This is a genomic window from Salipiger sp. (assembly GCF_048261495.1).
In the GTDB taxonomy this organism is placed as follows: domain Bacteria; phylum Pseudomonadota; class Alphaproteobacteria; order Rhodobacterales; family Rhodobacteraceae; genus Salipiger.
Window position 1 is genome coordinate 199,473 of record NZ_JBLXFX010000003.1, and the last position, 24,758, is coordinate 224,230.

Genomic DNA, 24,758 nt, shown 5'->3' on the forward strand with positions numbered 1-24,758 from the left:
GGAAAGGGCGGATATGCAACTCGGAGTGATCGGAGTCGGGCATCTTGCGGGCGCGCTGCTCGGGGGGCTGCTGCGCTCGGGGATGGCGGCGGGCGATATCGTGCTGTCGCCCCGCGGAAAGGGGCCGCAGCAGGCGGCGCGCGACGGTCATGTGCTGGCGCGGGACAATGCCGACCTGGTGACGCGCTGCGACATGGTCATCCTGTCGGTGCGTCCCGGCGATGCGGCCGGGGCGGTGGCGGGCCTGCCGTGGCGGGCGGGGCAGATCGTGCTCAACGCCTGCGCCGGGGTGCCGATCGCGGCGCTCGACGTCGGGCCGGCGACGGTGGTGCGCATCATGCCGATCACCGCAGCCGAGCTGGGCGCCAGCCCGACGCTGGTCTATCCGCCGGAGCCGCGCGCGCTCGACCTGCTGGCCCGCCTCGGGGCGCCGGTGCCCCTGCAGGGCGAGGCGCAGTTCGAAACCGCGACGGTCAGTGCCGCGATCTACGGATGGGCGCAGGCGCTGATCCGGGGCGCGACCGACTGGTCCGAAGCGCAGGGGCTCGACCCGGAGACCGCGCGGCAACTTGTGGCGCGGACCTTCGTCGCGGCCGGGCGGATGATCGCGGAAAAGGATGTGCCGATGGACCGCCTGCTGGCCGATCTCGTGACCCCGGGCGGCATCACCGAGGCGGGGCTGAAACACCTGGAGGCAGCCGGGGTGCCGCAGGCCTGGGACGGCGCCTGCGACGTGGTGCGCCGCAAGCTGTCGGGATCATGACCGGGAGGGCCGCCTGTAGACATGGCCGCCGGGGGCCTGATCGGTCGGCGAGATGACGATCTCGGACAGGGTGGCATGGGGCGGAAGGCTCAGCGCGGCCCAGATCGTTTCGGCGATGTCCGAAGGGGTGAGGGGGCGGTCGGCGCTGTACATGCGCGCCTCCAGCGCGGCGCGGTCGCCCTTGAAGCTTTCCAGGTAGAAATCCGTCTGCACCCGCCCCGGCGCAAGGTCGGTGATCCGCACGCCGCTCCCCGCGAGGTCATGGCGCAGGACCTTGCAGGCCTGGTCCAGCCCGGCCTTGGCGGCGGCATAGGTGGTGGTTCCGGCAAAGACCGACCTTGCGGCGGTGGAGGTCAGGTTGAACACGTGCCCGCGCTGGCGCGCGACCATGCCCGGCACCAGCGCCTGGATGAGATGCAGCGGCGCGGTGAGGTTCAGCGCGATCACCTCCGAGGTTTCCGCAAGCGTCTGGTCGATCAGCGGCTTCACCGTCGCGAGCCCGCCGGCATTGTTCACCAGCACGTCGATCTCGGCTCCGGCGAGCGTCGCGAGGATGGCGGCGGTGTCGGTCACATCGGCGGGACAGGGCACAAAGGCCGCGCCCAGCTCGGCCGCCAGCGCGTCGAGCGCCCCGCGCGAGCGGGCGACGCCGTGAACGGTCAGCCCCCCGGCCACCAGCCGGCGCGCGATGGCGGCGCCGATCCCGCGCGAAGCGCCGGTCACGAGCGCGGTTGCGTAGGGCAGGGTCATCACAGCGGTCCCTTGTCGGCGATCAGTTTCAGCATGGCGACGATGGCCGCATCCCGGTTCGCGCGCAATGCGTCGCGGTCCGTCAGCAGCGGCTCGGCGGCTTCGGCGACCTTTGCACGCGTCGCCGCGTCCAGCGTGGCATCGCCAAGATCGGCCCAGATATCCTCGTAGGTCTTGCCGTACTTGCGCAGGAATTCGTCCATGCCCTCGGCGTTCAGCCCATTCGAGATGAACGACCCCTGAACGCCCCACTTGGGCCCGGGGCCGTAGATGAAGGCGCGGTCCACGTCCTCGACGCTGGCCACGCCGTCGCGCACCAGCGCGATCGCCTCGCGCCACATCGCCCCCATCAGCCGCAGGGCGAGGTGGCCGGTGATCTCGCGGTTCAGCATCACCGGCTTCTTGCCGATGGCATCGTAGAGCGCGCGGGCGCGGGCGGGCACGTCCGGGGCGGTGCGGTCGCCGCCGACGATCTCGACCAGCGGCATGATATGCGCGGGGTTGAACGGATGGGCCAGCACGATGCGCTCGGGATGGCGGCAGCCTGCCTGCATCTGCGTGACCAGCAGCGCCGAGGACGACGAGGCGATGATGACCTCGGGTCCCACGTGGGTCTCGATCTCGGCCAGCAGCGCCCGTTTGGTCGGCAGGTCCTCCGGACCGTTCTCCTGCACGAAGTCGACGCCCCCCAGCGCCTCGGCCATGTCGGCGGACAGGGTGATGGCGCCGCGCTCTGCCGGGATGCCGTGCAGGTCGGCGAGGTCCGCGAACAGCCCGTCGCGGATGCCGTCGAAGCGGGCGCCGGCTTCCGGGTCGGGATCGTAGACGCGCACATCGTGCCCGTGATGGGCAAAGGCCGCCGTCCAGCGCTGCCCGATGGTGCCGAAACCGACGATGCCGATGGTCTTCATGTGGGCTCCCTTTCCGGGCTGAGCGCGCGGCGGTAGGCTTCGTTCAGGTCGTTCCACGGGATCAGCAGGTCGATCCAGGCGCCGATCCGCCCGGCCACGAGGATGCTTTCGTCGATGATCGCCCCGAGCGGCTGCCGCGGGTCGGCCATCGCCTCGCGGCACCGGAACAGGATGCCGGCGGTGTCGCCCATGTGGCAGAAGTCGCGCAGGCGCACCGCCGCCTTGTCGAGCGCGAGGCACCCCGCCACGCGCAGGCCCGCCTCGGCCTCGGTGCCGAGCGCGCTGCGCACCCACCAAAGGCTTTCATGCAGCACGCGGGCTTCGGATTCGGCCTGCATCACCGGACCGACCGGATGCATGATCGCCCGCGAGGTGACGAGGTCGGTGATGTCCGCCGGGCAGGCCGACCAGAGCGCCCGGCGCGCGTGCAGCAGCGCGGCGGGCACCTCCGGCGCGGGCGCGGCGGGTGCCGCTGCCCCGTTCGCCATGCGCAGCGTGCCGGTGAAGCGCCGCCGCCCGGCGCCGGTCCGCAGGCGCCGGCCCAGATCCGCGATCAGCTCCACCGGCGCGTCGATATGGCCGAGCACGGTGACCGCCGCGGTTTCGGCCTGAAGCGGGGCGAAGGTGATTTCGAGGAACTGCCGCACCGGCCAGTAGATGAACGCACCGGGGCGCGCCGAGAGCACGTCGACACCGCCCTCGACATCCTCCACGAAGGGGGCGTGCCAGAAGATGTGGCTTCCCGCGATCTTGGGCGTGTGAAGTTGCAGCGGCATGGGCAGGACGGCGGCAAGCGCCGCCATGGTGCGCGGCGCCGCATCGGTGCCGACGATCGGGCAGCTGAGGCCGTCCGCTTCGAAAACGAGGGTCATGTGCGGGCCGGTCCTCAGCGGATGACGCTGCGCGTCTTCGGGTCGAAGAAGGACACGGCCGTCACGATCTGGTTTCGCATGTCGAGCAGGTAGTCGGTCTCGATCACCTTCTGGCGATAGGTCTGCCATTCCGGGTCGGCTTCCATCCGTCCGCGCTTTTCCTCGCGTTCGGTGAGGCTTTCGTAAGGCCAGATGTGGATCGCGCGGGAGAGGTCGCCGATATGGGTCTGGAAGAAGCCGAAGGGCTCGTTGAGGTAGTGCAGCTGCATCGGCAGGCCGACTTCCTCGTAGAGCTTGAGGAACTTCGGCAGCATGTTCGGGCGGGCGGTGTAGACGCGGTGATCGAAGATCATGGCTTGGTCCTTCCTTGTGGATGTCTCGGCGTTCGGCCTGCCGGTCCCGTGGACCGTGGGGCGTCGGCTTTCATGTGTCGACAGTTTTCATTGCGGAGGGGGCGGGCCCTGCGGCTTCACCCCGCGCCGAGGATGGTTTCGCCCAGTATTCGGGCAACGAGGGCGGGCGCCTCGAGCGGCGGCACATGTCCGACCCCGCGCAGCAGGTGCAGGGCGGCGTGATCGGGGGCGCGATCGGCGAGGGCCGGGGGCAGGACATTGTCCTCGCGGCCCCAGATCAGGCGCAGCGGCACGTCGGTCGCGGAGAGGGTCGCGGTCAGATCGAAGGCGGGGCGCCCCCCGGGGAAGAGGTTGCGCGCCATGCGCTGCAGCGGCACGCGGGTGCCCTGCCGCGCCATCTGCGCCAGCACCGCCTCGGCAAAGCCCTCGGGGAGCAGGGCGGCGTCGGCCACCATCTGCCCGAGCCAGAAGTCCAGTGCCTCCGGCGTCTCGGCCTCGGTCAGCCCGGCAACGAAGCCCCGGTTCATCTCGGGGCCGAGCCCGGCAGGCGCGATCAGCGTCAGCGAGCGCACCACCTGCCGCCCCGATGCCGCCAGCGCCAGCGCCGCCGCGCCGCCCAGCGAATGCCCGGCAAGGTGCATCTCCTCGATCCCCAGGGCCTCGATCCGGGCCGAAAGGTCGGCGGCGATGTCCTCGAGGCTCAGACCGGGGGTCGCGGCCTGGCCGCCGTGCCCCGGCAGGTCCGGTGCGACGGTGCGGATGCCGCGCGGCATCAGCGCGCGCACCTGCCGCCATGCGGTCTTGTCGGCACCGAAGCCGTGCAGCAGGACCAGCGTCGCCCCGGCCGTCCCGCCGGGCACGACGGCGGGGGCGGGCATGCGGCGCAGGGCGCGGTCCACGTCCCGCGCCTTGATCCGTCCGCCGGGGCCGGTGCCGGTCACGCCGCCGAGGTCGACCGCCTTCTGCGCGGCAAGGCGGCGGGCGAGCGGGCTGGCAACGATCCGTCCCCTCGCGAGGGGCAGATCGTTGGCCCGCGCTGCCGAGACGGGCGGGGCCGGTTCGGACCGCAGGTCCGGTTCGGGCGAGTCCGAAGCGGTGTCGCCCTCGACATCGGTGAGATGCCCCAGGACCGCCCCGACCGGCGCCTCGGTGCCTTCGGCGAAGGCGATCCCGGCCAGCCAGCCATCGCGGTCGGCCTCGATCTCGGTCGCGGCCTTGGCGGTTTCCACGGTCAGCAGCAGATCGCCCTTTGCCACCGGATCGCCGGGGGCCTTGGCCCAGTCGACGACCAGCACGGAATCCATGTATTCGCCGCCCGCCGTGTCGATGGTGATCGGATGCAGGGCCATTATTTCACCGTCTCCAGCACCGCCGCGCGGATGCTCCGGGCCGAGGGCAGCATGGCCAGTTCCAGCGGTTCGGAATAGGGGATCGGCATGTCGGGCAGGGCCACGCGCCTTACCGGCGCGTCGAGCTCGTCAAAGGCGTGATCCATGATCGTCGCGGCCAGTTCGGCGGTATAGCCGCAGAATTGCCATCCCTCGTTGACGACGACGGCGTGGTGCGTCTTGCGCACCGAGGCGACGATCGCCCCGAGGTCCAGCGGACGCAGCGAGCGCAGGTCGACCACCTCGGCCGACACGCCGTCCCTGTCCAGCAGATCCGCCGCGCCGAGCGCCTCGTGCACCATCTTCGAGGTGGCGAAGATCGACACGTCCGTGCCCTCGCGCCGGGTGACGGCGCGGCCGAGCGGCACCTCGACATCGTCGGGCACCTCGCCGCGCATGTTGTAGAGCAGCTTGTGTTCCAGAAAGATCACCGGCTGCGGGTCGCGGATCGCGGCCTTGAGCATGCCCTTGGCATCGGCCGGGGTCGCGGGGGCGACGACCTTGATCCCCGGGATATGCGCCAGCATGGAATCCAGCGCCTTGGAATGCTGCGCTCCGGCCCCGGCGCCGCCGCCGCCCTGGGTGCGCAGGACCATCGGCATCCGGACCTGGCCATCCCAGACGTAGTTGTAGATCGACGCCTGGTTTATCAGCGCATCCAGCGTCAGCGGGATGAAATCGGCATACATGATCTCGAGCACCGGGCGCGTGCCGGTCATCGCCGCCGTCACCGCCATCGCCGTCATCGCCTGTTCGCTGATCGGCGTGTCGCGGACGCGGGTTTCGCCGAACTCCTCCAGCAAGCCCCTGGTCACCTTGAAGACCCCGCCGTAGCGGCCGATGTCTTCCCCGAACAGAAAGACGTCGGGGTCGGCGGTCATTTCCTCGCGCAGGGCGGCATTCAGCGCCTCGGCATATCGCATCATCGCCATGTCAGTTCGCTCCGGTGCTGTAGGGGGCGCAGGCCGTGTCGACCTCGAACTCCGGGAAGGGGGCGGCAAAGGCCTCGGCAAAGGCGGCCTGCATCTCGGCCACGGCATCGGCCCGCAGCGCCTCGAGCCGCTCCGCGCCGAACGCCGGCGCCAGTGCGTCGAAGGCGATGCGGATCGGGTCGCGCGCCTTCCAGGCGGCGATCTCCTCCGGGGACTGGTAGCCGCCCATGTCCGAAGTCGAGAACCCCTCGACCCGGTAGGTCTCGGCCACGATCAGCGTCGGCCCCTCGCCCCGGCGCGCGCGCTCGGCGGCCTCGGCCGTGGCGCGCCACACGGCGACGGCATCGTTGCCGTCGACGGCGACGCCGGGCATGCCGTAGCCCGCCGCGCGCAGGGTGAAGTCCGACACCGCGGATTGCACCTCGGTCGGTACTGTCAGACCGAAGCGGTTGTGTTCCAGAACGAAGATCACCGGCAGCTTCCAGAGGCCCGCCATGTTCATCGCCTCGTGGCAGATGCCGGTCTGCGCGGCGCCGTCGCCGAAGACGCAGACCGCCACCTCGTCGCGGCCCCGCACCTGGATCGACAGCGCCATGCCCGCCGCCGCCGGGATCGAGCCGCCGACGATGGCATTGCCGCCGATCATTCCGACCGAGGCATCGGCCACCAGCATGTGCCCCGCCCGCCCGCCGCAGGCCCCCGTCGCACGGCCGAAGATCTCGGCCACCACCGGCGCGGGCATCATCCCCTTGCCGAGATAGACCGCATGGCCGCGGTGCGTGGTGGTGATCTTGTCCGTGGTCCGCAACGCCGCCGTGACGCCGACGCCGACCGCCTCCTGCCCGTCGCAGCGGTGAATCGGCCCGCGCGTCTTGCCCAGCTTGTGCTGGCGGCCCAGCTCTTCCTCGAGCTCCCGAACCAGGCACATGCGGCGGAACATTTCGAGGTGATCGTCGGGGGAGGGGGCGTTCTTCACGGCGGGGCTCCTTGGTTCGGGACCATCAACGCCTAAAGTGTGGACACTTTCAAGCGGTTTCTGGCGGCAGACACACCGTTCGACTTGCCTGCGCGCTCTTTGGGCATAATGTCGGCAGAAGTGTATGCACTGATGGGTGGCAAATATGGATCTGGATGGCAAGGTCGCGATCGTCACGGGCGGCGCGTCGGGAATCGGCGAAGCGACGGTGACGCTGTTTCACGAGCAGGGCGCGCGAATCGTCCTGGTGGATCGCAATGCCGAGGGCGCCGAAGCCGCGGCGCGCGCCATCGACCCGGAGGGCGGGCGGATCGTGGCCATCGGGGCCGATGTCTCGTCGGATGCGGATGCCGGGGCTGCTGTAGCGCTGGCCGTGTCGCGCTTCGGCCGGTTGGACATTCTCGTCAACAACGCGGGGTTCGGGATCCGGGGCAGCGTGACGCAGACCTCCGAAGCGGACTGGGACGCGCTGATGTCGGTGAACGTGAAGGGGGTCTTCCTGTTCAGCCGCGCGGCGATCCCGGTGATGGCGGGGCAGGGCGGCGGCGTGATCGTCAACACCGCCTCGAACGCCGCGCTGGTCGCGATCGCGGAGCGCGCGGCCTATGTCGCCTCCAAGGGTGCCGTGGCGGCCCTGACGCGGGCCATGGCGGTCGATCATGCCTCCGAGAACATCCGGGTCAACGCCGTGGCGCCCGGCACCACCTGGTCACCCTATTTCGACGAGATCCTCGCCCGTCACGAAGATCCGAAGGGCTTCGTGGCCGGGCTCGAAGCCCGCTGCCCCATGCACCGCACCGCCGCTCCCCGCGAAATCGCCGAAGCGATCCTGTGGCTGGCGTCCGGGCGGTCCTCCTTCGCGACCGGCTCGGTGATGGTGGTCGACGGCGGCATGACCGCCTGGTGAGGCATGGCAGCCGGGATCGCGCGGGCCGGAAACGCAAAAGGCCCCCCGAAGGGAGCCCCCGCGATCCGGGCGCCGCACGCCCGGCCGGCCGGTCTCAGACCTGTTCGACGGTCACCCCGTCCTGAACGTAGAAAGCCAGGTAACCGGCGATCTCCGCCACCTCCGGATGCGGCGCCTCGTAGGTCCAGACGGCGGATTTGTAGGTCATGCTCTTGGACATGATGTCGAAATAGCTGGCCTCGCCCTTGTACTGGCAGGTGGTCCGGTAGCTCGACGGTTCGAGGAAGGCCATCGCCACATCCTCGCGCGGGAAATAGATGACGCTCGGCAGATCTCCCTCGGACAGTTCCAGCGCCCTGGTGCTTTCGCCCAGAACGGCGCCACCGGCGCGGATGACCCAGGTTCCCGTGGCCGGGCGGATGGTGATGTGTTTCAGCATGGTCAATCTCTCTCTCCCCGAGTGTCCCCGGATCATATATCAGTCACAATACGACAGTCCTGTGTCAGAATGCCCCTGCCCGATGGCTCGGAAAATCCGTCTTGCTGGCTGAGTCAGACCGGGGCGCAAGCGTCTTCGAGCCAGTCCCTGACCCGCCCTTCGACGAGGGGACCGACCCGTTCCAGCACCTGTGCGTGGTAGCCGTTCAGCCAGAGCCTGTCCTCGGTTCCGAGAACCGGGCGATCCACCAGGCGCCGGTCGATCGGCACCCAGGTGAGCGTCTCGAACCGGAGCATCCGCGCAACGGTCTGGTCTGGAAGAGCCGGCGCCGGTTCCACGGCGATCAGGTTCTCGATCCGGATACCATAAGCGCCCTCCCGGTAAAAGCCCGGCTCGTTCGACAGGATCATGCCGGGCCGGAAGGGGACCGTGCCGGTGCGGGAGATCCGCGCCGGGCCCTCGTGCACGGACAGGTAGCTGCCGACGCCGTGCCCGGTGCCGTGCCCGTAGTCGAGCCCCGCCTGCCAGAGGTTGACCCGCGCGAGCACGTCGATGTCGCGGCCCGCCATGCCGTCGGGGAAGCGCAGGCGCGACAGGGCGATCATGCCCTTCAGGACCAGGGTAAAGGCCCTGCGCTGCTCCGCGCCGATGGTGTCGGGGTCGCCGATGGCGACGGTGCGGGTGATGTCGGTCGTGCCGTCCACGTATTGCCCGCCGCTGTCGACCAGGAGCAGATCACCCGCCACGACCCGCCGGTCGGTGGATTCGGTGACGCGGTAATGCACGATGGCGCCGTTGGGCCCGGAGCCCGAGATGGTCTCGAACGAGATGTCGCGCAGCGCGTTGGTCGCCCGGCGTTCGGCCTCGAGCGCTTTCACCACGTCGATCTCGGTGAGCGATCCGGGCGGGCGGGAGTCGAGCCAGGCCAGGAACCGCACCATCGCGGCGGCATCGCGCAGGTGCGCGGCGCGGGTGCCTGCGAGTTCGGCGGCGTTCTTGCAGGCCTTGGGCAGGATGCAGGGGTCCTGGTCCTCGATCACCTCGACGGTGATGGCGCCGCGCAGCGCGACGGGACAGGTTTCGGGGTCGATCCGAACCGGCCCGCCCGTTGTGGCGAGCGCGGCAAGCAGGCTCTCCGGCGGATGGATGCGCACACGCTCCCCGAGATGGTCGCGCACCTCCGAGAGTTTCGCATCCGCCATGAACAGCGCGACCGTACCGTCCCGGTGGAGCAGGGCAAAGCCGTGAGGCACCGGGTTGCGCGGAATGTCGGAACCGCGGATGTTCAGCAGCCAGGCGATGCTGTCGGGCAGGGTCAGCACGCAGCATTCGGCCGTCCCGAGCGTGGCGGCGAGCCGCGCGATCTTGGACTCGTGGGGCTCTCCCGCCAGGTCCGGAGGCTGGACAAAGACCTTGCCCGCCGGGGAATCGGGCTGGTCCCGCCAGATCCGGTCGACGAGGTTGTCGCAGGGCACGAGCACTGCCTCGACCAGCCCCGCCTCGACCAGTCCGGCCTCAAGCCGGCGGATCTGGGCGACGGAGAACAGCCAGGGATCGTAGCCGATCCGCCCGCCCTCGGGCAGCGCTTCGGCGATCCAGGAGGCCAGGCTGACCTCGGGCCAGTCGACCGGCGTGAAATCCGGAGCGACCTGCGCCTTGACCTGCACCCGGTAGCGTCCGTCAACAAAGACCCCGGCCCGGTCGCGCGTCGCGACGCAATAGCCTGCCGAGCCGGTAAATCCGGTCAGCCAGGCAAGGCGTTCGTCCCGCGGAGCGACATATTCACCCTGGTGCGCGTCCGAGCGCGGCACCAGGAAGGCGTCGAGATCCTCGCCCGCCATCTCCTCGCGCAGCGCGGCCAGGCGCGCGGGGCCCTGGTCCGGGCGGGCGGTCTCGTGAAAGCTCTGGAACATGGCGCAGTCCTTTCAGCCGTTGCGCATCTGCGATCGGGTCCGACAGCGGGGGCGCTGCCCCCGGACCCCCGGGATATTTGGAAACCGAAGAAGACAGGGCGGGGCGCATGCTGCTTCTCCGGTTTGCAAATATCCCGGGGAGAATTGGCCGCAGGCCAAGAGGGGCAGAGCCCCTTCCTTTCGCCACGGGCGTCAGCCCGCGCGTTTCACGCCCATGAACCGGGCTCGCGCCCTCGGGTCGCTGTCGAAGAGCGCGGCGAGCTGTTCGGTCATGGCACCGGCCAGTTGTTCGACATCGGTGATGGTGACGGCGCGGTCGTAGTAGCGCGTCACGTCGTGGCCGATGCCGATGGCCAGCAGTTCGACCTGCTTGCGGCGCTCGACCATGGCGATGACGTCGCGCAGGTGCTTTTCGAGGTAATTCGCCGGGTTCACCGAGAGGGTGGAATCGTCGACCGGGGCGCCGTCCGAAATCACCATCAGGATCTTGCGCGCCTCCGGGCGGCCCGCCATGCGGCGGTGGGCCCATTCCAGCGCCTCGCCGTCGATGTTCTCCTTCAGCAGCCCTTCCTTCATCATGAGCCCGAGGTTGTCGCGGGTCCGCCGCCAGGGGGAATCCGCGCGCTTGTAGATGATGTGGCGCAAGTCGTTCAGCCGCCCCGGCTGCTGTTCGCGGCCCTCGTTCAGCCACTTCTCCCGCGCCAGCCCGCCCTTCCAGGCGCGGGTCGTGAAGCCGAGGATCTCGACCTTGACCGAGCAGCGCTCGAGCGTGCGGGCCAGCACGTCGGCGCAGATCGCGGCGATGGAAATGGGCCGGCCGCGCATGGAGCCCGAGTTGTCCAGCAGCAAGGTCACGACCGTGTCGCGGAACTCCGTGTCCTTCTCGATCTTGAAGCTGAGCGGCGTGGTCGGGTTCGCCACCACCCGCGCCAGGCGCCCGGCATCGAGGATGCCCTCCTCGAGGTCGAATTCCCAGCTGCGGTTCTGCTGCGCCTGCAGGCGGCGCTGCAGCTTGTTGGCGAGCCTCGACACCGCCCCCTTGAGCGGTTCGAGCTGCTGGTCGAGATAGGCACGCAGGCGCTCCAGCTCCTGCGGTTCGGCCAGTTCCTCGGCGGGGATCTCCTCGTCGTGGGCGGTATCGTAGACGCGGTAGTCGGGATCGGCCTCGGAGGCGGGGGCGGCGGGGGGCGGTTCGAGCGGTGCCTCGCCCTCGGGCATCTCGACCTCTTCGCCGAGTTCCTGGTCGGCCATCTCGTCGGCCGAGACCTGCGCCTCGGCGGCGTCGCGGGTTTCGTCCTGGCTCTGCTCGGGGGAGGCTTCGCTGTCGTCCTGTTCCTGGTCGTCCTGCCCGGTGGAATCGGGCTGCTCCTCCTCGTCCGAGCTGTCGGATTCCGCGTCCTGGTCGTCCTCGTCGTCCATGGCGTCGGGATCGTCGCCGAGCTGGTCGCCGTAGCCGAGATCGGTGATGACCTGGCGCGCGAAGCGGGCAAAGGCGGCCTGGTCGGTCAGGCTCGCTTCGAGTCCTTCCAGCGTTCCGCCGGCCTGGTCCTCGATGAAGCCGCGCCAGAGGTCGAGCACGTGCGCCGCGTCCTTGGGCAGAGCGCGGCCGGTCGCCAGCTGGCGGATCATGTAGCCCGCGGCGACGGGCAGCGGCGCCTCGGAGGCCTGGGTGATCTGACCGTAGCCGCGCCGTGCCGCCTCGTGACCGATCTTTGCGTCGATGTTGCCGGCGGTGCCGGGCATGTCGCGGGCGCCCATCGCCTCGCAACGGGCGGTTTCCATGGCTTCGTAGAGCTCGCGCGCGATCTCGCCGGGCGGGGCATAGCGGCTGTGGGTGCCCGCGTCGTGGTATCGCCGGTAGAGCGCCAGCGCATCGGCCGTTCCGCGGGCCAGCAGCACCTCGTCCCGGGTCATGCGGCGCGAGACCTGCGGCAGGCGCATGATGTCGCCGGAGACGCCCGAGGGGTCGACGGAATAGTTCACCGTGAGATCGGCATCGTCGGCCATGACCTTGGTGGCTTCGGCCAGGGCCTTCTTGAACGGATCGGCGGGGTTGTCGCTGGACTTGCTCATGCCTCCGATAAAGCACTCCGCGCGGGCCTCGGCAAGAGGTCCGCGCGGATGCGGGATCATTCGACGGGCGTCGGGGCGGTGGGGGTCAGGCCGCGGTGCGGCGGCGGCGCAGCGCAGCCGTCCCGGTGATGGCGGCGATCAGAAGCCAGCCCGCCGCGGGAAGCGGCACCGGTGAGGTGACGCCGAAGGCGTCGGCGGCGCCGGTGACGGCCCATGTCTGCTCGCCGGACGTCCCGCTGGCGACATAGAGGGTGTCGGAGGTCTGATCGTAGAAGCTCGACGACAGGTAGCTTCCGGCGGACAGGATCAGATCGGGATCGTAGAGCGTATCCGTCAGCACGTCATAGGCGGTGGTGATCAGGCCGCTACCGAAGGATTCGCCCAGAAACAACGTCCCGCCGATCATGATGCCGTACCCGTCGTTGCCGCCGGACCGTGCGAAGCGGGTGATTTCGGTGACGTTCAGCGCGGTGTCGATCGACGAGAGCAGCCATTCGTCGGTGGCCGCGCTCGAGCGGCCCAGAAGGTACATGCCGGTCTGGTCCTGCAGAATGTTCATGGACGAGAACCCGCCCCAGTCGAAGCCGCAGCTGAAGTTGGCTCCGCAGTACTGCGTGAGGTCGGAAGAGGCGATCTGTGCGCCCGTCGTCGCGTCGTAGCTGGCGATGACCGTCGAACTCTGGTCCGGGCGGGCGAGTACGATGCCGTTCGATACGCCGTAATAGGACCCATAAGCCCCGTCCGGCGACAGCTCCGTCGCGACGCGCCCCGTGCCGCTGACGAAATCCGCGACATCGGCGTAGTATCCGAAACCGCTGCCGAAATATCCGCTTTGCCCGTGGACGCGGCCCGTGACGTCATCGACCTGCACATGACCCCGACCCGTTGCAACCAACGTGGCGTCGATCGTGGCCGCGTGCCCGGCCAGTGGAAACAGCGCGGCGGCGAATAAAATGCGAAAATTCATAAGTCCCTCCCGATTGCAATGCGGGGAGGTTAAGGATTCACACAGTCATATCAAGGAGAAACGGGCGGCTGAAACTCGCCTCGGATGGCAACGCGGGGCGGTCGGGCGGCCGGTCTAGCCCAGCAGCAGCGCTTCGCAGGTGGACATCTGGCGGATGGCCAGCCTCCCCGCGGCACGTGCCCTGCGTTGGTCGGTGTGAAAGGCGGCGGTCTGCAGCAGCCGCGCCTGCGCGGCCTTGGCGACGATGCGCAGGTGCCAGACCTGTTTGCCCGAAAGGCCCGCCGCTTCGGCATCGGGCAGCACCGCCTCGATCAGCGCGTCGAAGCTGCGCCGGTGCGCGGCATCGCGGCTCCCGTCCCCCTGGCCGATCAGCCAGACATGTTCGATGCTGGCGGAAAGCCGGCCGGCGCAGGTGGCGAAGAGGCGGACCTGCTCGACCGCGCGATCGCCGAAGGCGCTGGCCGCGGCCGGGGAAACCCGGGGCCGCAGGCTGTCCGCTCCGGCCGGAACGGCCAGGATCAGCGCCGCGAGAGCGCCGCCAATGTATGATCTCATGGCGCCCATGGCTGCCATTCTGCACGCAAAACGATCAAAAATGAGGCGTTCTGAAAACTTTTCGCCTTTGTGGCCCGCCCGCCGCATGTCGGATGCGCCCCTCATCGCGTCATCAGCGCGATGCAGGAATCCATCTGGCGGTCGGCGAGGCTGCGGGCCATGCGCGCGCGGCGGCGGTCCGGGTTGAATTCTCCGGTTTCGAGCAGGCGGTCGAGATCGCGCTTGGCGCGGATCCGACCCAGGAGCAGGGCGCTGCGGGACATTCCCGGGTCTCCGGCGGTGGGAAGGCTTGCTTCGTAGAGGGCAACCATCCAGTCGCGCCGGAGTTCCGCCGCCGGGGCCAGCGGGTCGTTCATCTGCCAGAGGTGGTCGGTCAGGGCCGCCAGCCGCCCGGCGCAGATCGCCAGTTCCTCCGTCGCGTCGAGGCTTGCCCCCGGAGCAACCGCGCGGCTGCCCGAAGGGGCAGCGAGGAAGGCGGCAAGGGCTGCCGCGAAGAGGCAGGGGCGCAGGGTCATGCCGGGGAGTGTCCTCCCCGAATGCTGCGGCGTGGTTAATTCACCGTCCGCCCGATAGCTAAAATTGCAACGTCAGCCGCCGGTCTTGAGCAGCCTGTCGCAGCTTTGTGCCCGCCGGTCGAGCAGGTCCGTGCTCTGCTTGTCGCCCCCGATCACCGCGCGGTACATCAGCCGGTATCCCGACACCTTCTCGCGCAGGATCGCGCCGAGCGCGGCGTCGCTGACCCCATGTGACCGCGCCATGCCGCTGAACGATGTGACGAGGGCCTCGGAGGTGCCCGGCGCGACGCCGAGCCCCGGGTTCTTGCGCTGCACATCCGCCGCGCCCTGCCAGAGCGCGGCGCAATCGGCCGCCTCGCTGCCGGTGTCGGCGGTGGCCATCGCGGGAATGAGCACCGCCATGACGAGCATGGCGGTGGCTTTCACGAAGGCCGGCCTCATGCCCGGCCCTCGGGACGCATGTCAGCCGCGGCTGTGCCTGCGCCGGCGCAGGGCGACGAAACCGCCGAGCGCGCCCAGCAGCAGGGGCAGGGTCGCGGGAACCGGCACCGCGGCTGCAAAGTAGGGCTGCGTGGAGCTGGCAAAGGTCGTGCCGACGCCGGGATAGAAGTAGTTCGACGCCGCGGCCTGCGAGCCCTGGGCAAAGATGAAATCGGCCACATAGTAGAAATTGTCCGTCGTGTTGTGGAACAGTGCCGAGAAACTGCCGCTGACCGAGGTCGGATCGGTGGTCTGCAGCCCCGACGTTGCCGAAGGTGCTCCGAAGTCGGCCAGAAAGTCGAGGCTGTAGCTCAGGAAGTCGCCGCCGGTGTCGGATGCCGGGCCGCCGGCAGCAGGAGCATTCCAGAGTCGCGAGTAGGGGTCAAGGTTTTCGCCCGTGACCGACAGGCTGTAGATCGAACTGTCCGCGTTGAAGGCCGATGTGAGGCTGGTGACGCTCGACCCGTCGGCATCGTAGAGCTGCACGAAGCCGTTGTTGCCGTTGTTCGGGTTGCCGTATCCCAGCGTTCCCGGCTGGCCCGAGTCCTGCGGGTTGAAGTACCACAGCGTTGAAAAGTAGACCTCGCCGGTGGCGGAGTCGTAGTAGATCGACGCATCGCGCGCATCGGTCAGGGTCGCATTGGCCCCGTTGGTCGCGGTCGTGATCGCGTGCGCCGTACCGTTGGTTTCGGCCTGCGCGTCCCCGAGCGTGTCATAGCGCGTGACCGTTCCGGAATAGTTGAAATTCTCGTAATTCAAGCTTGCGCCGAACGAGGCGGAAGCCGCCAGAACCATCGCCGCGCCAAGCGGCAGGACATGTCCGAAATTCATTGGGTCCCCCAGCAATCAGACAGGCGCGCCTGCACGCGCCGGAAAATCTTGCTCTCACCCCATCCCATCGGGCCCTGCACTGTAATCGTGCAGTCCGCCCAAAAGACAGGAACCAGAATAATGGAGCCGGGTGACCCTATCAAGCGTCAAGTGTCGGCAGTGGTGTCTTTCGCCGAAAAAAGGCGTCGGGACACCCCGTCGCGCCCCGCTCCAGGGGGCGGGGCAGAGGGTTTTCCGCCGCAGCGGGGCGTCCGGAAGACGAATCGTGGCGGATCAGGCGATGCTGAGGCTCGCCGCGCTCTCCGGCAGTTCCTCGTCAAAGCAGCGCTGGTAGAACTCGGCCACGGTCTGACGCTCGAGCTCGTCGCACTTGTTCAGGAACGAGAGACGGAAGGCATAGCCGACATTGCGGAAGATCTCGGCATTGGTGGCCCAGGCGATGACGGTCCGGGGCGACATCACGGTCGACAGCTCGCCGTTCATGAAGGCGCGGCGGGTGAAGTCGGCGACGGTGACCATCTGGCGGATGGTCTTGCGGCCCTTCTCGTTGTTGTAATGCGGCGCCTTGGACAGGACGATGGCGACCTCCGCATCGATGGAGAGGTAGTTCAGCGTCGCCACCAGCGACCAGCGGTCCATCTGGCCCTGGTTGATCTGCTGGGTGCCGTGGTAGAGCCCGGTCGTGTCGCCGAGGCCGACGGTGTTGGCCGTGGCGAAGATGCGGAAATACTTGTGCGGGGTGATGACCTGGTTCTGGTCGAGCAGGGTCAGCTTGCCGTCGGTTTCCAGCACCCGCTGGATCACGAACATCACGTCGGCGCGGCCCGCGTCGTATTCGTCGAAGACGATGGCGGTGGGATTGCGCAGCGCCCAGGGCAGGATGCCTTCCTGGAACTGGGTGGTCTGCTTGCCGTCCACCAGCTTGATCGCGTCCTTGCCGATCAGGTCGATCCGGCTGATGTGGCTGTCGAGGTTGACCCGCACCGCCGGCCAGTTCAGCCGCGCCGCGACCTGTTCGATATGGGTCGACTTGCCGGTGCCGTGGTAGCCCTGGATCATCACGCGGCGGTTGTTGCGGAACCCGGCGAGGATGGCCATTGTCGTGTCGGGATCGAACTTGTAGGTCGAGTCCGTGTCGGGCACGCGCTCGGTCCGCTCGGGAAAGCCGTGAACCACCATGTCGGTATCGATGCCGAAGACTTCACGGACCTGAATTTCCTCGGTCGGTTTTGCATTGATGTCGATGATGCCGTCCGCCATGGCGCTGTCCCTGTCCGCAAAGAATATTCGCGGCCCGTGGTGCACCATATCCGGCAGAAGGGCAAGAGTGCCGCGCAGCCCTGCACCGATAGGGTTTGCCGTGCCGCACCGGGCGGGCTACCTTGCCCGCGACACGCCCTTTTTCTCAACTCCGGCCGCACCTTGACCACACCCCAAGCCGAAATCGAAGATCTGATCTCCCGCATCGCGATGGGCGACCGTGCCGCCTTCCGTCTGCTTTATGAACGGACGGCCGCGAAACTCTTCGGCGTCTGCCTGCGTGTCTTGAATGACAGGGCGCTTGCAGAGGAGGCATTGCAGGACGTTTTCATGAAGGTCTGGCACCGCGCCGGGCAGTACCGCGTCAACGGGTTTTCCCCTATGACATGGCTCATCACCCTCGCGCGGAATGCCTCGATCGACCGGCTGCGCCGTCGCAACGCGGGCAACCGCAAGGTCGAACCGATCGACGCGGTCGACCTTCTGGCCGACCCCGCGCCCGGACCTGCCCAGCAGGCCGAGGCGCGTTCCGAAGCGCAGGCGCTGGCCGCCTGCATGGCGGAACTGCCACCCGAACGGGCCGAGATGGTCCGACGCGCCTATCTCGAAGGCGCGACCTACACCGAGCTTGCGACCGCCACCGGGACCAAGCTCAACACCGTGAGAACCTGGCTGCGCCGCAGCCTGATGCAACTGAGGGAGTGTCTGAGCCGATGAGCGGGCCGGAGGAAACTGATCTACCGGGCGGCTGGGAAGCCGCAGCGGCGGAATATGTCCTCGGCCTTTTGCCGGAGGATGAAAGACGCGACTTCGAAAGCCGTCTCGCCCGTGACCGCGATCTGCGGCAGGATGTCGAGGCATGGGAGGAATACTTTGCCTCCCTCACCGATCCCATTCCCGCCGTCGCTCCGCCGCCGCAGGTCCTGCGCCGGGTCGAGGCGCAGCTCTTCGGCAAGCGCCGGGCGCCGTTCTGGAGACAGATCATGCCCTACCTCGCCGGTGCCGTCGCGGCGGCCGCGATTGCCTGGGGGGTGATGATTTCCGGCCTGCTGACCTTCGGACCGCCGGAACCCGATCTCTGGGCCGATCTCCGGGTGCCCGAACAGGGGCTGGTCATGCTGGCCCACTACGCCCCCGAAAGCGGAACCTTCATGGTGCGCCACGACGCGGGCGACCTGCCGACGGACCGGTCGCTGGAAATCTGGATGATCGCCGGACCGGAGTCCGCACCGGTCTCCATCGGCGTCGTCGATCCGAGCGTGACCCTCACCCAGATCCCGCTGCCGCGCGAGATCGCGCAGCAGCTTCCAGGGGCGACCGTGGCGCTATCGGACGAACCGCTCGGCGGCTCGCCCACCGGCGCGCCGACCGGCGCCGTGGTGGCGAGCGGAGCTCTGGAGATCCGCTAGGCGAGGGGCCGCGCGCCCACATTCGTGGAGATGGCACCGGCATCCGACATCTGCTAGGCGCTGCTCGACCGGCGGGCAGGACGCGCCGGGGGCGGATCGCCCCCGGCGGACTGTCGCGCCGGGGGCTTCACCTCGGGCAGGGCGGCATCTTGGATTCGCAGCTGGCAGTCATCCTCGCGCTGACATTCGTCATTCATCTCATCGGTACGCTGGCCTATGCCTTTCGCATCGCCGGCGTGCGCACCGGCCACCTGGCCATCGCCTTTTCTCTGTTCAACAGCCTCGTGCTGATCTCGCGCCTGTCGAACGCCTTTCAGGGGCCGCTTCTGGCCAAGCGGGTCGAACTCGCCATCGCCGGTTCGGTGACCGAGGCGCTGCGCCACGACCTGATGCTCGTCCTCGTGGCGGCCTCGGCGGCGACGCTGGCGGGCGGGGTGCTGCTGCCCAGCTTCCAGCGCATGGCCACGGTGTCGGTCGCGCATTTCCACCGCAGACGCTCCATGCTGAAGCTCCTGCGCCGCACCCTTTCGCCCGCGGGCGTCAGCGCCATGCTGCGCGCGGCGACCCTGCCGCGCTATGCCACGCTTCGCGGCGCGCTTGCCGTCACCGACCTGCCGCTTCTCGTCATCGGGCTGAACTTCGCGGCGACCGCGCTCTGGACCGTGGGCGTGCTCGCCTCGGTCTATGCGGGGGTCATCACGCCGGAACTCAGGGTCACGGCGGCCTCGCTCTCCTCTCTGGTGAACGGAGTCGCGACCATCGTCATGTTCGTCTTCATCGACCCGCATGTTTCGGCCATGACCGACGACGCCGCCTCCGGCCGGTCGAGCGAAGGCCACCTGCGGCGCCTGATCTTCTGGATGGTGGCCAGCCGGTTTGCCGGAACCCTGGCGGCGCAGGCGCTGCTGGTCCCGTCGGCCGCGGTCATCGCGAAGGTTGCGGAGGTGCTCTGACCCCGCCCTGCACCTCACGCCTCCGTGAACGGGCGTGACGATTTTCCTGAAACTTCCTTTGCACGACTTCCGTGTGTGCTTGTGACCCCGCCGGAAAGGCCGGGCATTTTGCAAACCGGAGGAACGAAGATGACCACTCTCAAGACCACCCTGATCGCCGCAGCCCTTGCCACCCTCACCGCGCCGGCCTTTGCCGCCGAGAACCCGATGGTCGGCGGTGCGCCGATGTACGCGAACAAGACCATCGTCGAGAACGCCGTGAACTCGGCCGATCACACCACCCTCGTCGCGGCCGTCAAGCAGGCCGGTCTGGTCGACACGCTGAACTCCGAAGGTCCGTTCACCGTCTTTGCACCGACCAACGAAGCCTTCGGCAAGATCTCCTCCGACAGCCTCAACCAGCTGATGATGGACGAGAACAAGGCGCAGCTCGCCAAGATCCTGACCTGCCACGTGGTCGCCACCTCGGCCATGTCCGACGCCATCGGCAAGATGATCGCGGATGACGGCGGCATGCACCCGGTTCCGACCGTGGGCGGCTGCTCGCTCCAGGCCAAGATGGACGGCGACCGGATTTCCCTCACCGACGAGCAGGGCCGTACCGCGCATGTCACCATCGCCGACGTGAAGCAGTCCAACGGCGTGATCCACGTCATCGACCGGGTTCTCCTGCCCGCGATGTAAGATCCCCTTGCGCCCGGCACGTTCATCCCCTGTCCAGCCGGGCGCAGACCATCGTGCGTCCCTGCCGGAGCCCTGCTTTCCCCAACGTTACAGGGCTCTCTCGCAAACGTGCGACGCCCCCGGCTTGTGTGTGACCGGCCGGGGGCACATCCTTTCATACGACCCGAGGAGGACACCACCATGACGCGCCGAGGATTTCTGACCACCACAGCTGCCGCGCTCGGCCTCGCCCCTCTGGCCGGGAAGGGCATGGCCGCAAAGACCTTCGAAGTGAGCCGCACCGATGCCGAATGGCGCGCGATGCTGAGCGATCTGGAATATTCCGTGATGCGCGAAGAGGGCACCGAACGCGCCTTCACCTCGCCGCTGAACGACGAAAAGCGCGCAGGCACCTTCCTGTGCAAGGGCTGCGACCTGCCGCTCTATTCCTCCACGACCAAGTTCGAAAGCGGCACCGGCTGGCCATCCTTCTATGCGCCGCTCGACAACGCGATCGAGACCAAGCCCGACCGTTCGCTGTTCGGCACCCGTACCGAAGTGCATTGCCGCCGGTGCGGATCGCACCTGGGTCACGTCTTCGACGACGGGCCGAAGCCGACCGGCCTGCGCTACTGCATGAACGGCGTGTCGCTGAAGTTCGCCGCGGCCTGAACCCGGCCCGAACCGCAGATCGCACCTTCCGGCCCGCCGGAGGGTGTTTTCGTGTCCGCAAGACGAATGGCCTGCGCACCCAGGGGACAGATGCGCAGGCCGGTTCGGTCCGTGAGTGCCTGTTCAGGGAAAGTGAGCACTGCCCGCGTGAGAATTCCGCGAACACAATCAAGGTAACACAACCTTAAGGGGTGTGTCCATGCGTTTGTGCACCGGAATGCCCGAACCCTCCGGAAGGGGCCGCGCTGCGGGACCGGCACGTCCCGCCGATTGCCCGTCTGATGCTGCGCGACGGAGTCACGGGGCAAGCAGGATCGGCGTCCTGCGGTCGGCCGGAGGGATCAGAACGTCAGGGCAAGGTCGAGGATTTCTCTCGCATTCCGGTCGCACATCAGCATGTGGCTGTTGCCGGTGCCGATGTCCGGCGCCTCGATGAACGTGACGTTTTCGCCCGACGCCAGCGCGCTCCAGGCGGCGCGGCGCCCGATCCAGGCCGGGTCCGCATCCAGGTAGTCGCCGGCAATGATGCGGGTCGGCGTTGCGCTCAATTCGGCGGCATCGTCGGGATAGCCCGAGGGTTCCAGTGCGATGATCGCGGCAAAGCGGGCCGGGTCGCGGCGGTGTGCATCAAAGGCGATTTCACCGCCCTGGCTGTGGCAGATCACGATGGCGGGGCCCGTGCGCTCCAACACGGCCAGCAGGGCATCGGCCTGTACGCCCGAGGTGGTCAGCCAGCGCGGCACGAACCAGCGGGCGAAGGTATCGAACTGCCCGGCCGGGAATTGCTGACCTTCGAACGGTGTGCGGGATGCAAAGCCCTCGCGGGGACCGATGCGGAACAGGGTCCAGGCCTCCTCCATGCTGCGCAGCAACGGCTCGCCCTGCCAGTGACCGGGGGCAAACCCGGCACGTCCCCGTTCCACGTTGTCGACCACGTGCACCTCGTATCCCAGCGCGAGCAGCATCTGCAGCCAGCCGGGCCGCCCGTCCGGCGTCTTGTCCCAGCAACTGCCGGACATGCCGCCGCCGTGCAGCAGGACCACCGGCGGCTCCGCGTTGCGGGCCTCGGGGAGGAAATACTGCACATAGGCATGTTCGATGGCGAAATGGCCGCGCGGATCGACCTCGAAGGACGCGGTGCGGGTGAAATTCACCCGGCGGGGCGTGCCGGTGGTCACCTCGGCGATGCGTCCGCCCGCGGTGTAGGACCCGAAATCACGCAAACGGTAGGAAGAGCTGTGGGGCACTGGACCCTCCGAAACTGCCCCGCGGCGCAGACGCACCGCGGGGGCCATGGGGTCAGTTCAGATCAGACAGGGCCTGATATTCGTTGTAGCTCGCAGCGTAGGCGCGATAGCTGTCGATCACCCGCTTGAACATCTCGTCCTTGGCGGATTCCTCGGCATAGACCTCGTCCGCCGCCTTGCGCAGCGCGTCCAGGACGCTGTCGGGAAGACGCTGGACGTTGACACCGTTGGCGCGGAATCCGTCCAGCACTTCGCTCTGGGCTCCGGCCGCGACGCCGAGCGCATAGAGATCCGCATCGGCGCAGGATACCTCGATGGCGGTGCGCTGCGCGTCGGTCAGCGCGTCCCACTTGTCCTTGTTCATGTAGAACTCGATGAAGCCCGCGGGCTGGTGCCAGCCGGGGAAGTAGTAGTTCTTGGCCACCGCATCGAAGCCCATCAGCTTGTCCACCAGCGGAAAGCTGAGCTCGGTCGCATCCAGTCGCCCGGTTTCGAGCGAGGTGGAAATCTCGCCCGCAGGCAGGCTCATGGCGTTGGCCCCCAGCTTTCCGAGGATCGTGCCGCCCAACCCGCCGATGCGGATGTTCAGACCCTGGATGTCCTCGGGGGTGTTGATATCCTTCGTGTACCAGCCGCCTGCCTCGGACAGGATCACGCCGCAGGCCATGGGCACGAGGTTGTAGGGCGCGTAGAGTTCGCGCCACAGTTCCAGCCCGCCGCCATGGTTCAGCCAGCCGATGTAGGACAGCGGGTCGCCGCCGAACGGCACCGAGCCGAACAGCGCCGCCGCCGGTTCCTTGCCCGCCGCATAGCCGGCAAAGGACCACCCCGCGTCGATCGCCCCGGCGCTGACGTTGTCGAAGATCTCGCCCGGAGGCGACAGTTCCCCCGCCAGAAGGTAGTCGAAGGCGACCTCGCCCCCGGTCAGGGTCTCGACGGTCCGGACAAAGCGCTTCGCGGTCGGGTCGAGAACCGGCAGGCCGGGAAAGGCGCTTTGCAAGGTGTAGCTGTCCGCCGCCGCGGCGGTGGCCGTCAGGGCCGCAAGCGCGGCCGTCAGGATGGTGGTTTTCATGAGGTTCCTCCCTTTCATGATGTGAACCCGGTGATCAGCCCGTGATAAACCGGGGAAACAGGATCAGCAGCACCAGCACCAGCACCTGCAGGCCGATGAAGGGCAGCACACCGCGATAGATCTGTCGCGTGCTCAGCGCATCGCCCGCCGCCCCGCGCAGGTAGAACAGCGAAAAGCCGAAGGGCGGCGTCAGGAACGAGGTCTGCAGGTTGATCGCCACGAGAATGCCGAACCAGATCTTCGTGTCCTGCCCGGTCAGCCCGTTGCCGAAATCGAGCCCCGCAACCACGGGGGCGAAGATCGGCAGCAGGATCAGCGTGATCTCGAGCCAGTCGAGCACGAAGCCGAGAATGAAGATCGCCACCATGACCACAGCCAGAACGGTATAGGGGTCGGTGCCGAAGGCCATGATCGCCGCCGACACCATGTCATCTCCGCCGATGCCCTTGAACACCGCTGAAAAGCATGTCGCCCCGATCATCACGAACAGCACCAGCGCCGTGGTGACGACGGTCCGGCGGGCCGCGTTCATCAGCATGGCGATGCTGAACCTGCCGTAGAGCAGGGTGATGAGCAGCGCGCCGAACGCGCCGAGGCCGCTGGCCTCGGTCGGGGTGGCAATCCCCGCGACGATGGAGCCGAGCACGGTGACCACCAGAACCAGCAGCGGTCCGAGGTCGAACAGCAGCCGCAGGGGCGCGGGGCGGTCGGTGCGGGGCAGGGCGGGCAGGCCGCGCGCCTTCCAGATGACGAACGCGCCGTAGACCGCCACCAGAAGCAGCCCCGGCCCGATGGCCCCGGCGAACATGTCCGGCACCGGGGTCTGCAACTGGTCGCCCAGCACGATCAGCATGATCGACGGCGGAATCAGGATCGCCAGCGTGCCCGAGGCGGCGATCAGCCCCGCCGAGGTCGGTTTGTCGAACCCGGTCTCCTGCAACCGGGGCAGCGCCAGCAGCGCCAGCAGAACGACCGACGCGCCCACGATCCCCGAGGAGGCCGCGAGCAACACGCCGATCACCAGCACGGAAATCCCCATCCCCGCGGCACTGCCGCCAAGGGCACGCTGCGCCGCGCGCAGGGATCGTTCCGCCACGCCCGACATTTCCAGGATCAGTCCCATGAAGATGAACATGGGGATCGCCACCAGCAGCCAGTTCGACAGCACGTTGGCGTAGATGCGGCTGACCAGCAGGTTGAAGAATGCCGTGGGGAGGTCCGACACCAGGATGAACAGCGCCGCCGAGCCGGCGAGGACCATGCCGACGCGATAGCCGGCCATGATTCCGGCCAGCGTCAGGGCGGCCATGGCGAGGGGCAGCAATGGCTCCATCAGCGCACCGCCCGCAGCAGGCGCCAACATTCCACCAGCACGGCCACCGCCAACAGCGCCAGTCCGAGCGGCAGGATCGCCTTGATCAGCCAAAGGTCGGCGAGGCCGCCGTTGCTCGACCCTTCGTCGGAGCGCCAGGCGCGGCTGGTGAAATTCCACGCGGCGGGAAGCGCCAGCGCCAGGAAGGGCGCGGCAAAGATCAGGTTTCCGGCGAGGTTGATGCGCGCCTGCCTGCGTGGCCGGAAGGTCTGATACAAAAAGTCGACACGGACGTGGCCGTCCATCATCCAGACCAGACCCGCGGGCAACAGCCCGGTGATCACCAGCAGGTGCCATTGCAGATCCAGCAGGGAATTCAGCGTGATCGCGCCACCGACCAGGGCCCGCGCGCGGTCGAATGCCACCAATGGATTGAGGTCGAACGCACTGCAGGCCACCTGCACCACGATCACGAACATCATGCCCACCAGACACGCGCCAAGCACGGTCAGGGACAAGCGCTCCAGCGACTTGCCCATCTCTCT

Annotated in this window: 27 protein-coding genes; 7 read left to right on the forward strand and 20 right to left on the reverse strand. The window is 68.2% G+C overall.

Annotated elements, in window-relative coordinates:
• The first annotated feature begins 13 nt into the window (after nucleotides 1-13).
• Nucleotides 14-763, forward strand: coding sequence for a pyrroline-5-carboxylate reductase family protein (locus ACN0RJ_RS07565; protein WP_417723876.1), 750 nt, complete (start codon nucleotides 14-16; stop codon nucleotides 761-763).
• Here ACN0RJ_RS07565 and ACN0RJ_RS07570 read toward each other — a convergent pair.
• The 7 genes from ACN0RJ_RS07570 to ACN0RJ_RS07600 form a co-directional block, all read right to left on the reverse strand.
• Complete coding sequence (locus ACN0RJ_RS07570; RefSeq protein ID WP_417723877.1) at nucleotides 758-1,513, reverse strand: SDR family oxidoreductase; 756 nt, start codon at nucleotides 1,511-1,513, stop codon at nucleotides 758-760. The genes ACN0RJ_RS07565 and ACN0RJ_RS07570 overlap by 6 nt on opposite strands.
• The gene (locus ACN0RJ_RS07575; RefSeq protein ID WP_417723878.1) at nucleotides 1,513-2,424 is read right to left on the reverse strand and encodes a 3-hydroxyacyl-CoA dehydrogenase NAD-binding domain-containing protein; all 912 of its coding nucleotides are present in this window, start codon (nucleotides 2,422-2,424) and stop codon (nucleotides 1,513-1,515) included. The genes ACN0RJ_RS07570 and ACN0RJ_RS07575 overlap by 1 nt, the downstream gene beginning before the upstream one ends.
• Complete coding sequence (locus ACN0RJ_RS07580) at nucleotides 2,421-3,296, reverse strand: hypothetical protein (RefSeq protein ID WP_417723879.1); 876 nt, start codon at nucleotides 3,294-3,296, stop codon at nucleotides 2,421-2,423. The genes ACN0RJ_RS07575 and ACN0RJ_RS07580 overlap by 4 nt, the downstream gene beginning before the upstream one ends.
• Before the next feature lie 14 nt (nucleotides 3,297-3,310).
• Nucleotides 3,311-3,649 (reverse strand): NIPSNAP family protein, encoded by a 339-nt coding sequence (locus tag ACN0RJ_RS07585; RefSeq protein WP_417719964.1) that lies wholly within the window; start codon nucleotides 3,647-3,649, stop codon nucleotides 3,311-3,313.
• 116 nt (nucleotides 3,650-3,765) lie between these two features.
• Nucleotides 3,766-4,998, reverse strand: coding sequence for an alpha/beta fold hydrolase (locus ACN0RJ_RS07590; RefSeq protein WP_417723880.1), 1,233 nt, complete (start codon nucleotides 4,996-4,998; stop codon nucleotides 3,766-3,768).
• Nucleotides 4,998-5,969, reverse strand: coding sequence for an alpha-ketoacid dehydrogenase subunit beta (locus ACN0RJ_RS07595; protein WP_417723881.1), 972 nt, complete (start codon nucleotides 5,967-5,969; stop codon nucleotides 4,998-5,000). The genes ACN0RJ_RS07590 and ACN0RJ_RS07595 overlap by 1 nt, the downstream gene beginning before the upstream one ends.
• A gap of 1 nt (nucleotide 5,970) precedes the next feature.
• Nucleotides 5,971-6,945 (reverse strand): thiamine pyrophosphate-dependent dehydrogenase E1 component subunit alpha, encoded by a 975-nt coding sequence (locus ACN0RJ_RS07600; RefSeq protein ID WP_417719967.1) that lies wholly within the window; start codon nucleotides 6,943-6,945, stop codon nucleotides 5,971-5,973.
• 145 nt (nucleotides 6,946-7,090) lie between these two features.
• On the opposite strand from ACN0RJ_RS07600, the gene ACN0RJ_RS07605 reads away from it, so the two are divergent.
• Nucleotides 7,091-7,852: an SDR family oxidoreductase gene (locus ACN0RJ_RS07605; protein ID WP_417723882.1), complete on the forward strand. Its 762-nt coding sequence runs from the start codon at nucleotides 7,091-7,093 to the stop codon at nucleotides 7,850-7,852.
• A 94-nt stretch (nucleotides 7,853-7,946) separates the two neighbouring features.
• Here the strand turns inward: ACN0RJ_RS07605 and ACN0RJ_RS07610 are convergent, their stop codons facing one another.
• The 9 genes from ACN0RJ_RS07610 to cobS all read right to left on the reverse strand — a co-directional run bounded on the left by ACN0RJ_RS07610 (nucleotide 7,947) and on the right by cobS (nucleotide 16,885).
• Nucleotides 7,947-8,291: a DUF427 domain-containing protein gene (locus tag ACN0RJ_RS07610; RefSeq protein WP_417724071.1), complete on the reverse strand. Its 345-nt coding sequence runs from the start codon at nucleotides 8,289-8,291 to the stop codon at nucleotides 7,947-7,949.
• 113 nt (nucleotides 8,292-8,404) lie between these two features.
• Nucleotides 8,405-10,204, reverse strand: a complete 1,800-nt coding sequence (locus ACN0RJ_RS07615; protein WP_417723883.1) for an aminopeptidase P family protein — start codon at nucleotides 10,202-10,204, stop codon at nucleotides 8,405-8,407.
• A gap of 192 nt (nucleotides 10,205-10,396) precedes the next feature.
• On the reverse strand, nucleotides 10,397-12,277 hold the full coding sequence (gene cobT, locus ACN0RJ_RS07620; RefSeq protein ID WP_417719970.1) for a cobaltochelatase subunit CobT: 1,881 nt from the start codon (nucleotides 12,275-12,277) through the stop codon (nucleotides 10,397-10,399).
• A gap of 85 nt (nucleotides 12,278-12,362) precedes the next feature.
• Nucleotides 12,363-13,244: a VPLPA-CTERM sorting domain-containing protein gene (locus tag ACN0RJ_RS07625; protein WP_417723884.1), complete on the reverse strand. Its 882-nt coding sequence runs from the start codon at nucleotides 13,242-13,244 to the stop codon at nucleotides 12,363-12,365.
• A gap of 114 nt (nucleotides 13,245-13,358) precedes the next feature.
• Complete coding sequence (locus tag ACN0RJ_RS07630) at nucleotides 13,359-13,799, reverse strand: hypothetical protein (RefSeq protein WP_417719972.1); 441 nt, start codon at nucleotides 13,797-13,799, stop codon at nucleotides 13,359-13,361.
• Nucleotides 13,800-13,900: 101 nt separating this feature from the next.
• Nucleotides 13,901-14,314 carry a hypothetical protein gene (locus ACN0RJ_RS07635; RefSeq protein ID WP_417723885.1) on the reverse strand — a complete coding sequence of 138 codons (414 nt, stop codon included), beginning with the start codon at nucleotides 14,312-14,314 and terminating at the stop codon, nucleotides 13,901-13,903.
• Between the two features lie 72 nt (nucleotides 14,315-14,386).
• The gene (locus ACN0RJ_RS07640) at nucleotides 14,387-14,740 is read right to left on the reverse strand and encodes a hypothetical protein (protein ID WP_417723886.1); all 354 of its coding nucleotides are present in this window, start codon (nucleotides 14,738-14,740) and stop codon (nucleotides 14,387-14,389) included.
• A gap of 36 nt (nucleotides 14,741-14,776) precedes the next feature.
• Nucleotides 14,777-15,625, reverse strand: coding sequence for a VPLPA-CTERM sorting domain-containing protein (locus tag ACN0RJ_RS07645; RefSeq protein ID WP_417719975.1), 849 nt, complete (start codon nucleotides 15,623-15,625; stop codon nucleotides 14,777-14,779).
• 273 nt (nucleotides 15,626-15,898) lie between these two features.
• Nucleotides 15,899-16,885 (reverse strand): cobaltochelatase subunit CobS, encoded by a 987-nt coding sequence (cobS, locus tag ACN0RJ_RS07650; RefSeq protein WP_417719976.1) that lies wholly within the window; start codon nucleotides 16,883-16,885, stop codon nucleotides 15,899-15,901.
• Nucleotides 16,886-17,047: 162 nt separating this feature from the next.
• Between cobS and ACN0RJ_RS07655 the strand changes: the two genes are divergently transcribed.
• The 5 genes from ACN0RJ_RS07655 to msrB all read left to right on the forward strand — a co-directional run bounded on the left by ACN0RJ_RS07655 (nucleotide 17,048) and on the right by msrB (nucleotide 20,582).
• Nucleotides 17,048-17,602, forward strand: a complete 555-nt coding sequence (locus tag ACN0RJ_RS07655; protein ID WP_417719977.1) for a sigma-70 family RNA polymerase sigma factor — start codon at nucleotides 17,048-17,050, stop codon at nucleotides 17,600-17,602.
• The gene (locus ACN0RJ_RS07660; protein WP_417719978.1) at nucleotides 17,599-18,294 is read left to right on the forward strand and encodes an anti-sigma factor domain-containing protein; all 696 of its coding nucleotides are present in this window, start codon (nucleotides 17,599-17,601) and stop codon (nucleotides 18,292-18,294) included. The genes ACN0RJ_RS07655 and ACN0RJ_RS07660 overlap by 4 nt, the downstream gene beginning before the upstream one ends.
• A gap of 149 nt (nucleotides 18,295-18,443) precedes the next feature.
• Nucleotides 18,444-19,247 (forward strand): lipid II flippase Amj family protein, encoded by an 804-nt coding sequence (locus ACN0RJ_RS07665; protein ID WP_417723887.1) that lies wholly within the window; start codon nucleotides 18,444-18,446, stop codon nucleotides 19,245-19,247.
• 129 nt (nucleotides 19,248-19,376) lie between these two features.
• Nucleotides 19,377-19,931: a fasciclin domain-containing protein gene (locus ACN0RJ_RS07670; protein ID WP_417723888.1), complete on the forward strand. Its 555-nt coding sequence runs from the start codon at nucleotides 19,377-19,379 to the stop codon at nucleotides 19,929-19,931.
• A 180-nt stretch (nucleotides 19,932-20,111) separates the two neighbouring features.
• Nucleotides 20,112-20,582 carry a peptide-methionine (R)-S-oxide reductase MsrB gene (gene msrB, locus ACN0RJ_RS07675; RefSeq protein ID WP_417719981.1) on the forward strand — a complete coding sequence of 157 codons (471 nt, stop codon included), beginning with the start codon at nucleotides 20,112-20,114 and terminating at the stop codon, nucleotides 20,580-20,582.
• A gap of 341 nt (nucleotides 20,583-20,923) precedes the next feature.
• Here the strand turns inward: msrB and ACN0RJ_RS07680 are convergent, their stop codons facing one another.
• Genes ACN0RJ_RS07680 through ACN0RJ_RS07695 form a run of 4 tightly spaced genes read right to left on the reverse strand, consistent with a single transcriptional unit; the run spans nucleotide 20,924 to nucleotide 24,752 of the window.
• Nucleotides 20,924-21,829, reverse strand: a complete 906-nt coding sequence (locus tag ACN0RJ_RS07680) for an alpha/beta fold hydrolase (protein WP_417723889.1) — start codon at nucleotides 21,827-21,829, stop codon at nucleotides 20,924-20,926.
• A gap of 52 nt (nucleotides 21,830-21,881) precedes the next feature.
• Nucleotides 21,882-22,901, reverse strand: coding sequence for a TRAP transporter substrate-binding protein (locus tag ACN0RJ_RS07685; RefSeq protein ID WP_417723890.1), 1,020 nt, complete (start codon nucleotides 22,899-22,901; stop codon nucleotides 21,882-21,884).
• A 34-nt stretch (nucleotides 22,902-22,935) separates the two neighbouring features.
• Nucleotides 22,936-24,264 (reverse strand): TRAP transporter large permease, encoded by a 1,329-nt coding sequence (locus ACN0RJ_RS07690; protein WP_417723891.1) that lies wholly within the window; start codon nucleotides 24,262-24,264, stop codon nucleotides 22,936-22,938.
• Nucleotides 24,234-24,752 carry a TRAP transporter small permease subunit gene (locus ACN0RJ_RS07695; protein WP_417723892.1) on the reverse strand — a complete coding sequence of 173 codons (519 nt, stop codon included), beginning with the start codon at nucleotides 24,750-24,752 and terminating at the stop codon, nucleotides 24,234-24,236. Before ACN0RJ_RS07695 ends, ACN0RJ_RS07690 begins: the two co-directional genes overlap by 31 nt.
• Between the last annotated feature and the right edge of the window lie 6 nt (nucleotides 24,753-24,758).

Coding starts and splice junctions, on each gene's coding strand:
- ACN0RJ_RS07565 (WP_417723876.1), top strand. CDS start 14: ATGCAACTCGGAGTGATCGGAGTCGGGCATCTTGCGGGCGCGCTGCTC.
- ACN0RJ_RS07570 (WP_417723877.1), bottom strand. CDS start 1,513: ATGACCCTGCCCTACGCAACCGCGCTCGTGACCGGCGCTTCGCGCGGG.
- ACN0RJ_RS07575 (WP_417723878.1), bottom strand. CDS start 2,424: ATGAAGACCATCGGCATCGTCGGTTTCGGCACCATCGGGCAGCGCTGG.
- ACN0RJ_RS07580 (WP_417723879.1), bottom strand. CDS start 3,296: ATGACCCTCGTTTTCGAAGCGGACGGCCTCAGCTGCCCGATCGTCGGC.
- ACN0RJ_RS07585 (WP_417719964.1), bottom strand. CDS start 3,649: ATGATCTTCGATCACCGCGTCTACACCGCCCGCCCGAACATGCTGCCG.
- ACN0RJ_RS07590 (WP_417723880.1), bottom strand. CDS start 4,998: ATGGCCCTGCATCCGATCACCATCGACACGGCGGGCGGCGAATACATG.
- ACN0RJ_RS07595 (WP_417723881.1), bottom strand. CDS start 5,969: ATGGCGATGATGCGATATGCCGAGGCGCTGAATGCCGCCCTGCGCGAG.
- ACN0RJ_RS07605 (WP_417723882.1), top strand. CDS start 7,091: ATGGATCTGGATGGCAAGGTCGCGATCGTCACGGGCGGCGCGTCGGGA.
- ACN0RJ_RS07610 (WP_417724071.1), bottom strand. CDS start 8,291: ATGCTGAAACACATCACCATCCGCCCGGCCACGGGAACCTGGGTCATC.
- ACN0RJ_RS07615 (WP_417723883.1), bottom strand. CDS start 10,204: ATGTTCCAGAGCTTTCACGAGACCGCCCGCCCGGACCAGGGCCCCGCG.
- cobT (WP_417719970.1), bottom strand. CDS start 12,277: ATGAGCAAGTCCAGCGACAACCCCGCCGATCCGTTCAAGAAGGCCCTG.
- ACN0RJ_RS07625 (WP_417723884.1), bottom strand. CDS start 13,244: ATGAATTTTCGCATTTTATTCGCCGCCGCGCTGTTTCCACTGGCCGGG.
- ACN0RJ_RS07630 (WP_417719972.1), bottom strand. CDS start 13,799: ATGAGATCATACATTGGCGGCGCTCTCGCGGCGCTGATCCTGGCCGTT.
- ACN0RJ_RS07635 (WP_417723885.1), bottom strand. CDS start 14,314: ATGACCCTGCGCCCCTGCCTCTTCGCGGCAGCCCTTGCCGCCTTCCTC.
- ACN0RJ_RS07645 (WP_417719975.1), bottom strand. CDS start 15,625: ATGAATTTCGGACATGTCCTGCCGCTTGGCGCGGCGATGGTTCTGGCG.
- cobS (WP_417719976.1), bottom strand. CDS start 16,885: ATGGCGGACGGCATCATCGACATCAATGCAAAACCGACCGAGGAAATT.
- ACN0RJ_RS07660 (WP_417719978.1), top strand. CDS start 17,599: ATGAGCGGGCCGGAGGAAACTGATCTACCGGGCGGCTGGGAAGCCGCA.
- ACN0RJ_RS07670 (WP_417723888.1), top strand. CDS start 19,377: ATGACCACTCTCAAGACCACCCTGATCGCCGCAGCCCTTGCCACCCTC.
- msrB (WP_417719981.1), top strand. CDS start 20,112: ATGACGCGCCGAGGATTTCTGACCACCACAGCTGCCGCGCTCGGCCTC.
- ACN0RJ_RS07685 (WP_417723890.1), bottom strand. CDS start 22,901: ATGAAAACCACCATCCTGACGGCCGCGCTTGCGGCCCTGACGGCCACC.
- ACN0RJ_RS07690 (WP_417723891.1), bottom strand. CDS start 24,264: ATGTTGGCGCCTGCTGCGGGCGGTGCGCTGATGGAGCCATTGCTGCCC.
- ACN0RJ_RS07695 (WP_417723892.1), bottom strand. CDS start 24,752: ATGGGCAAGTCGCTGGAGCGCTTGTCCCTGACCGTGCTTGGCGCGTGT.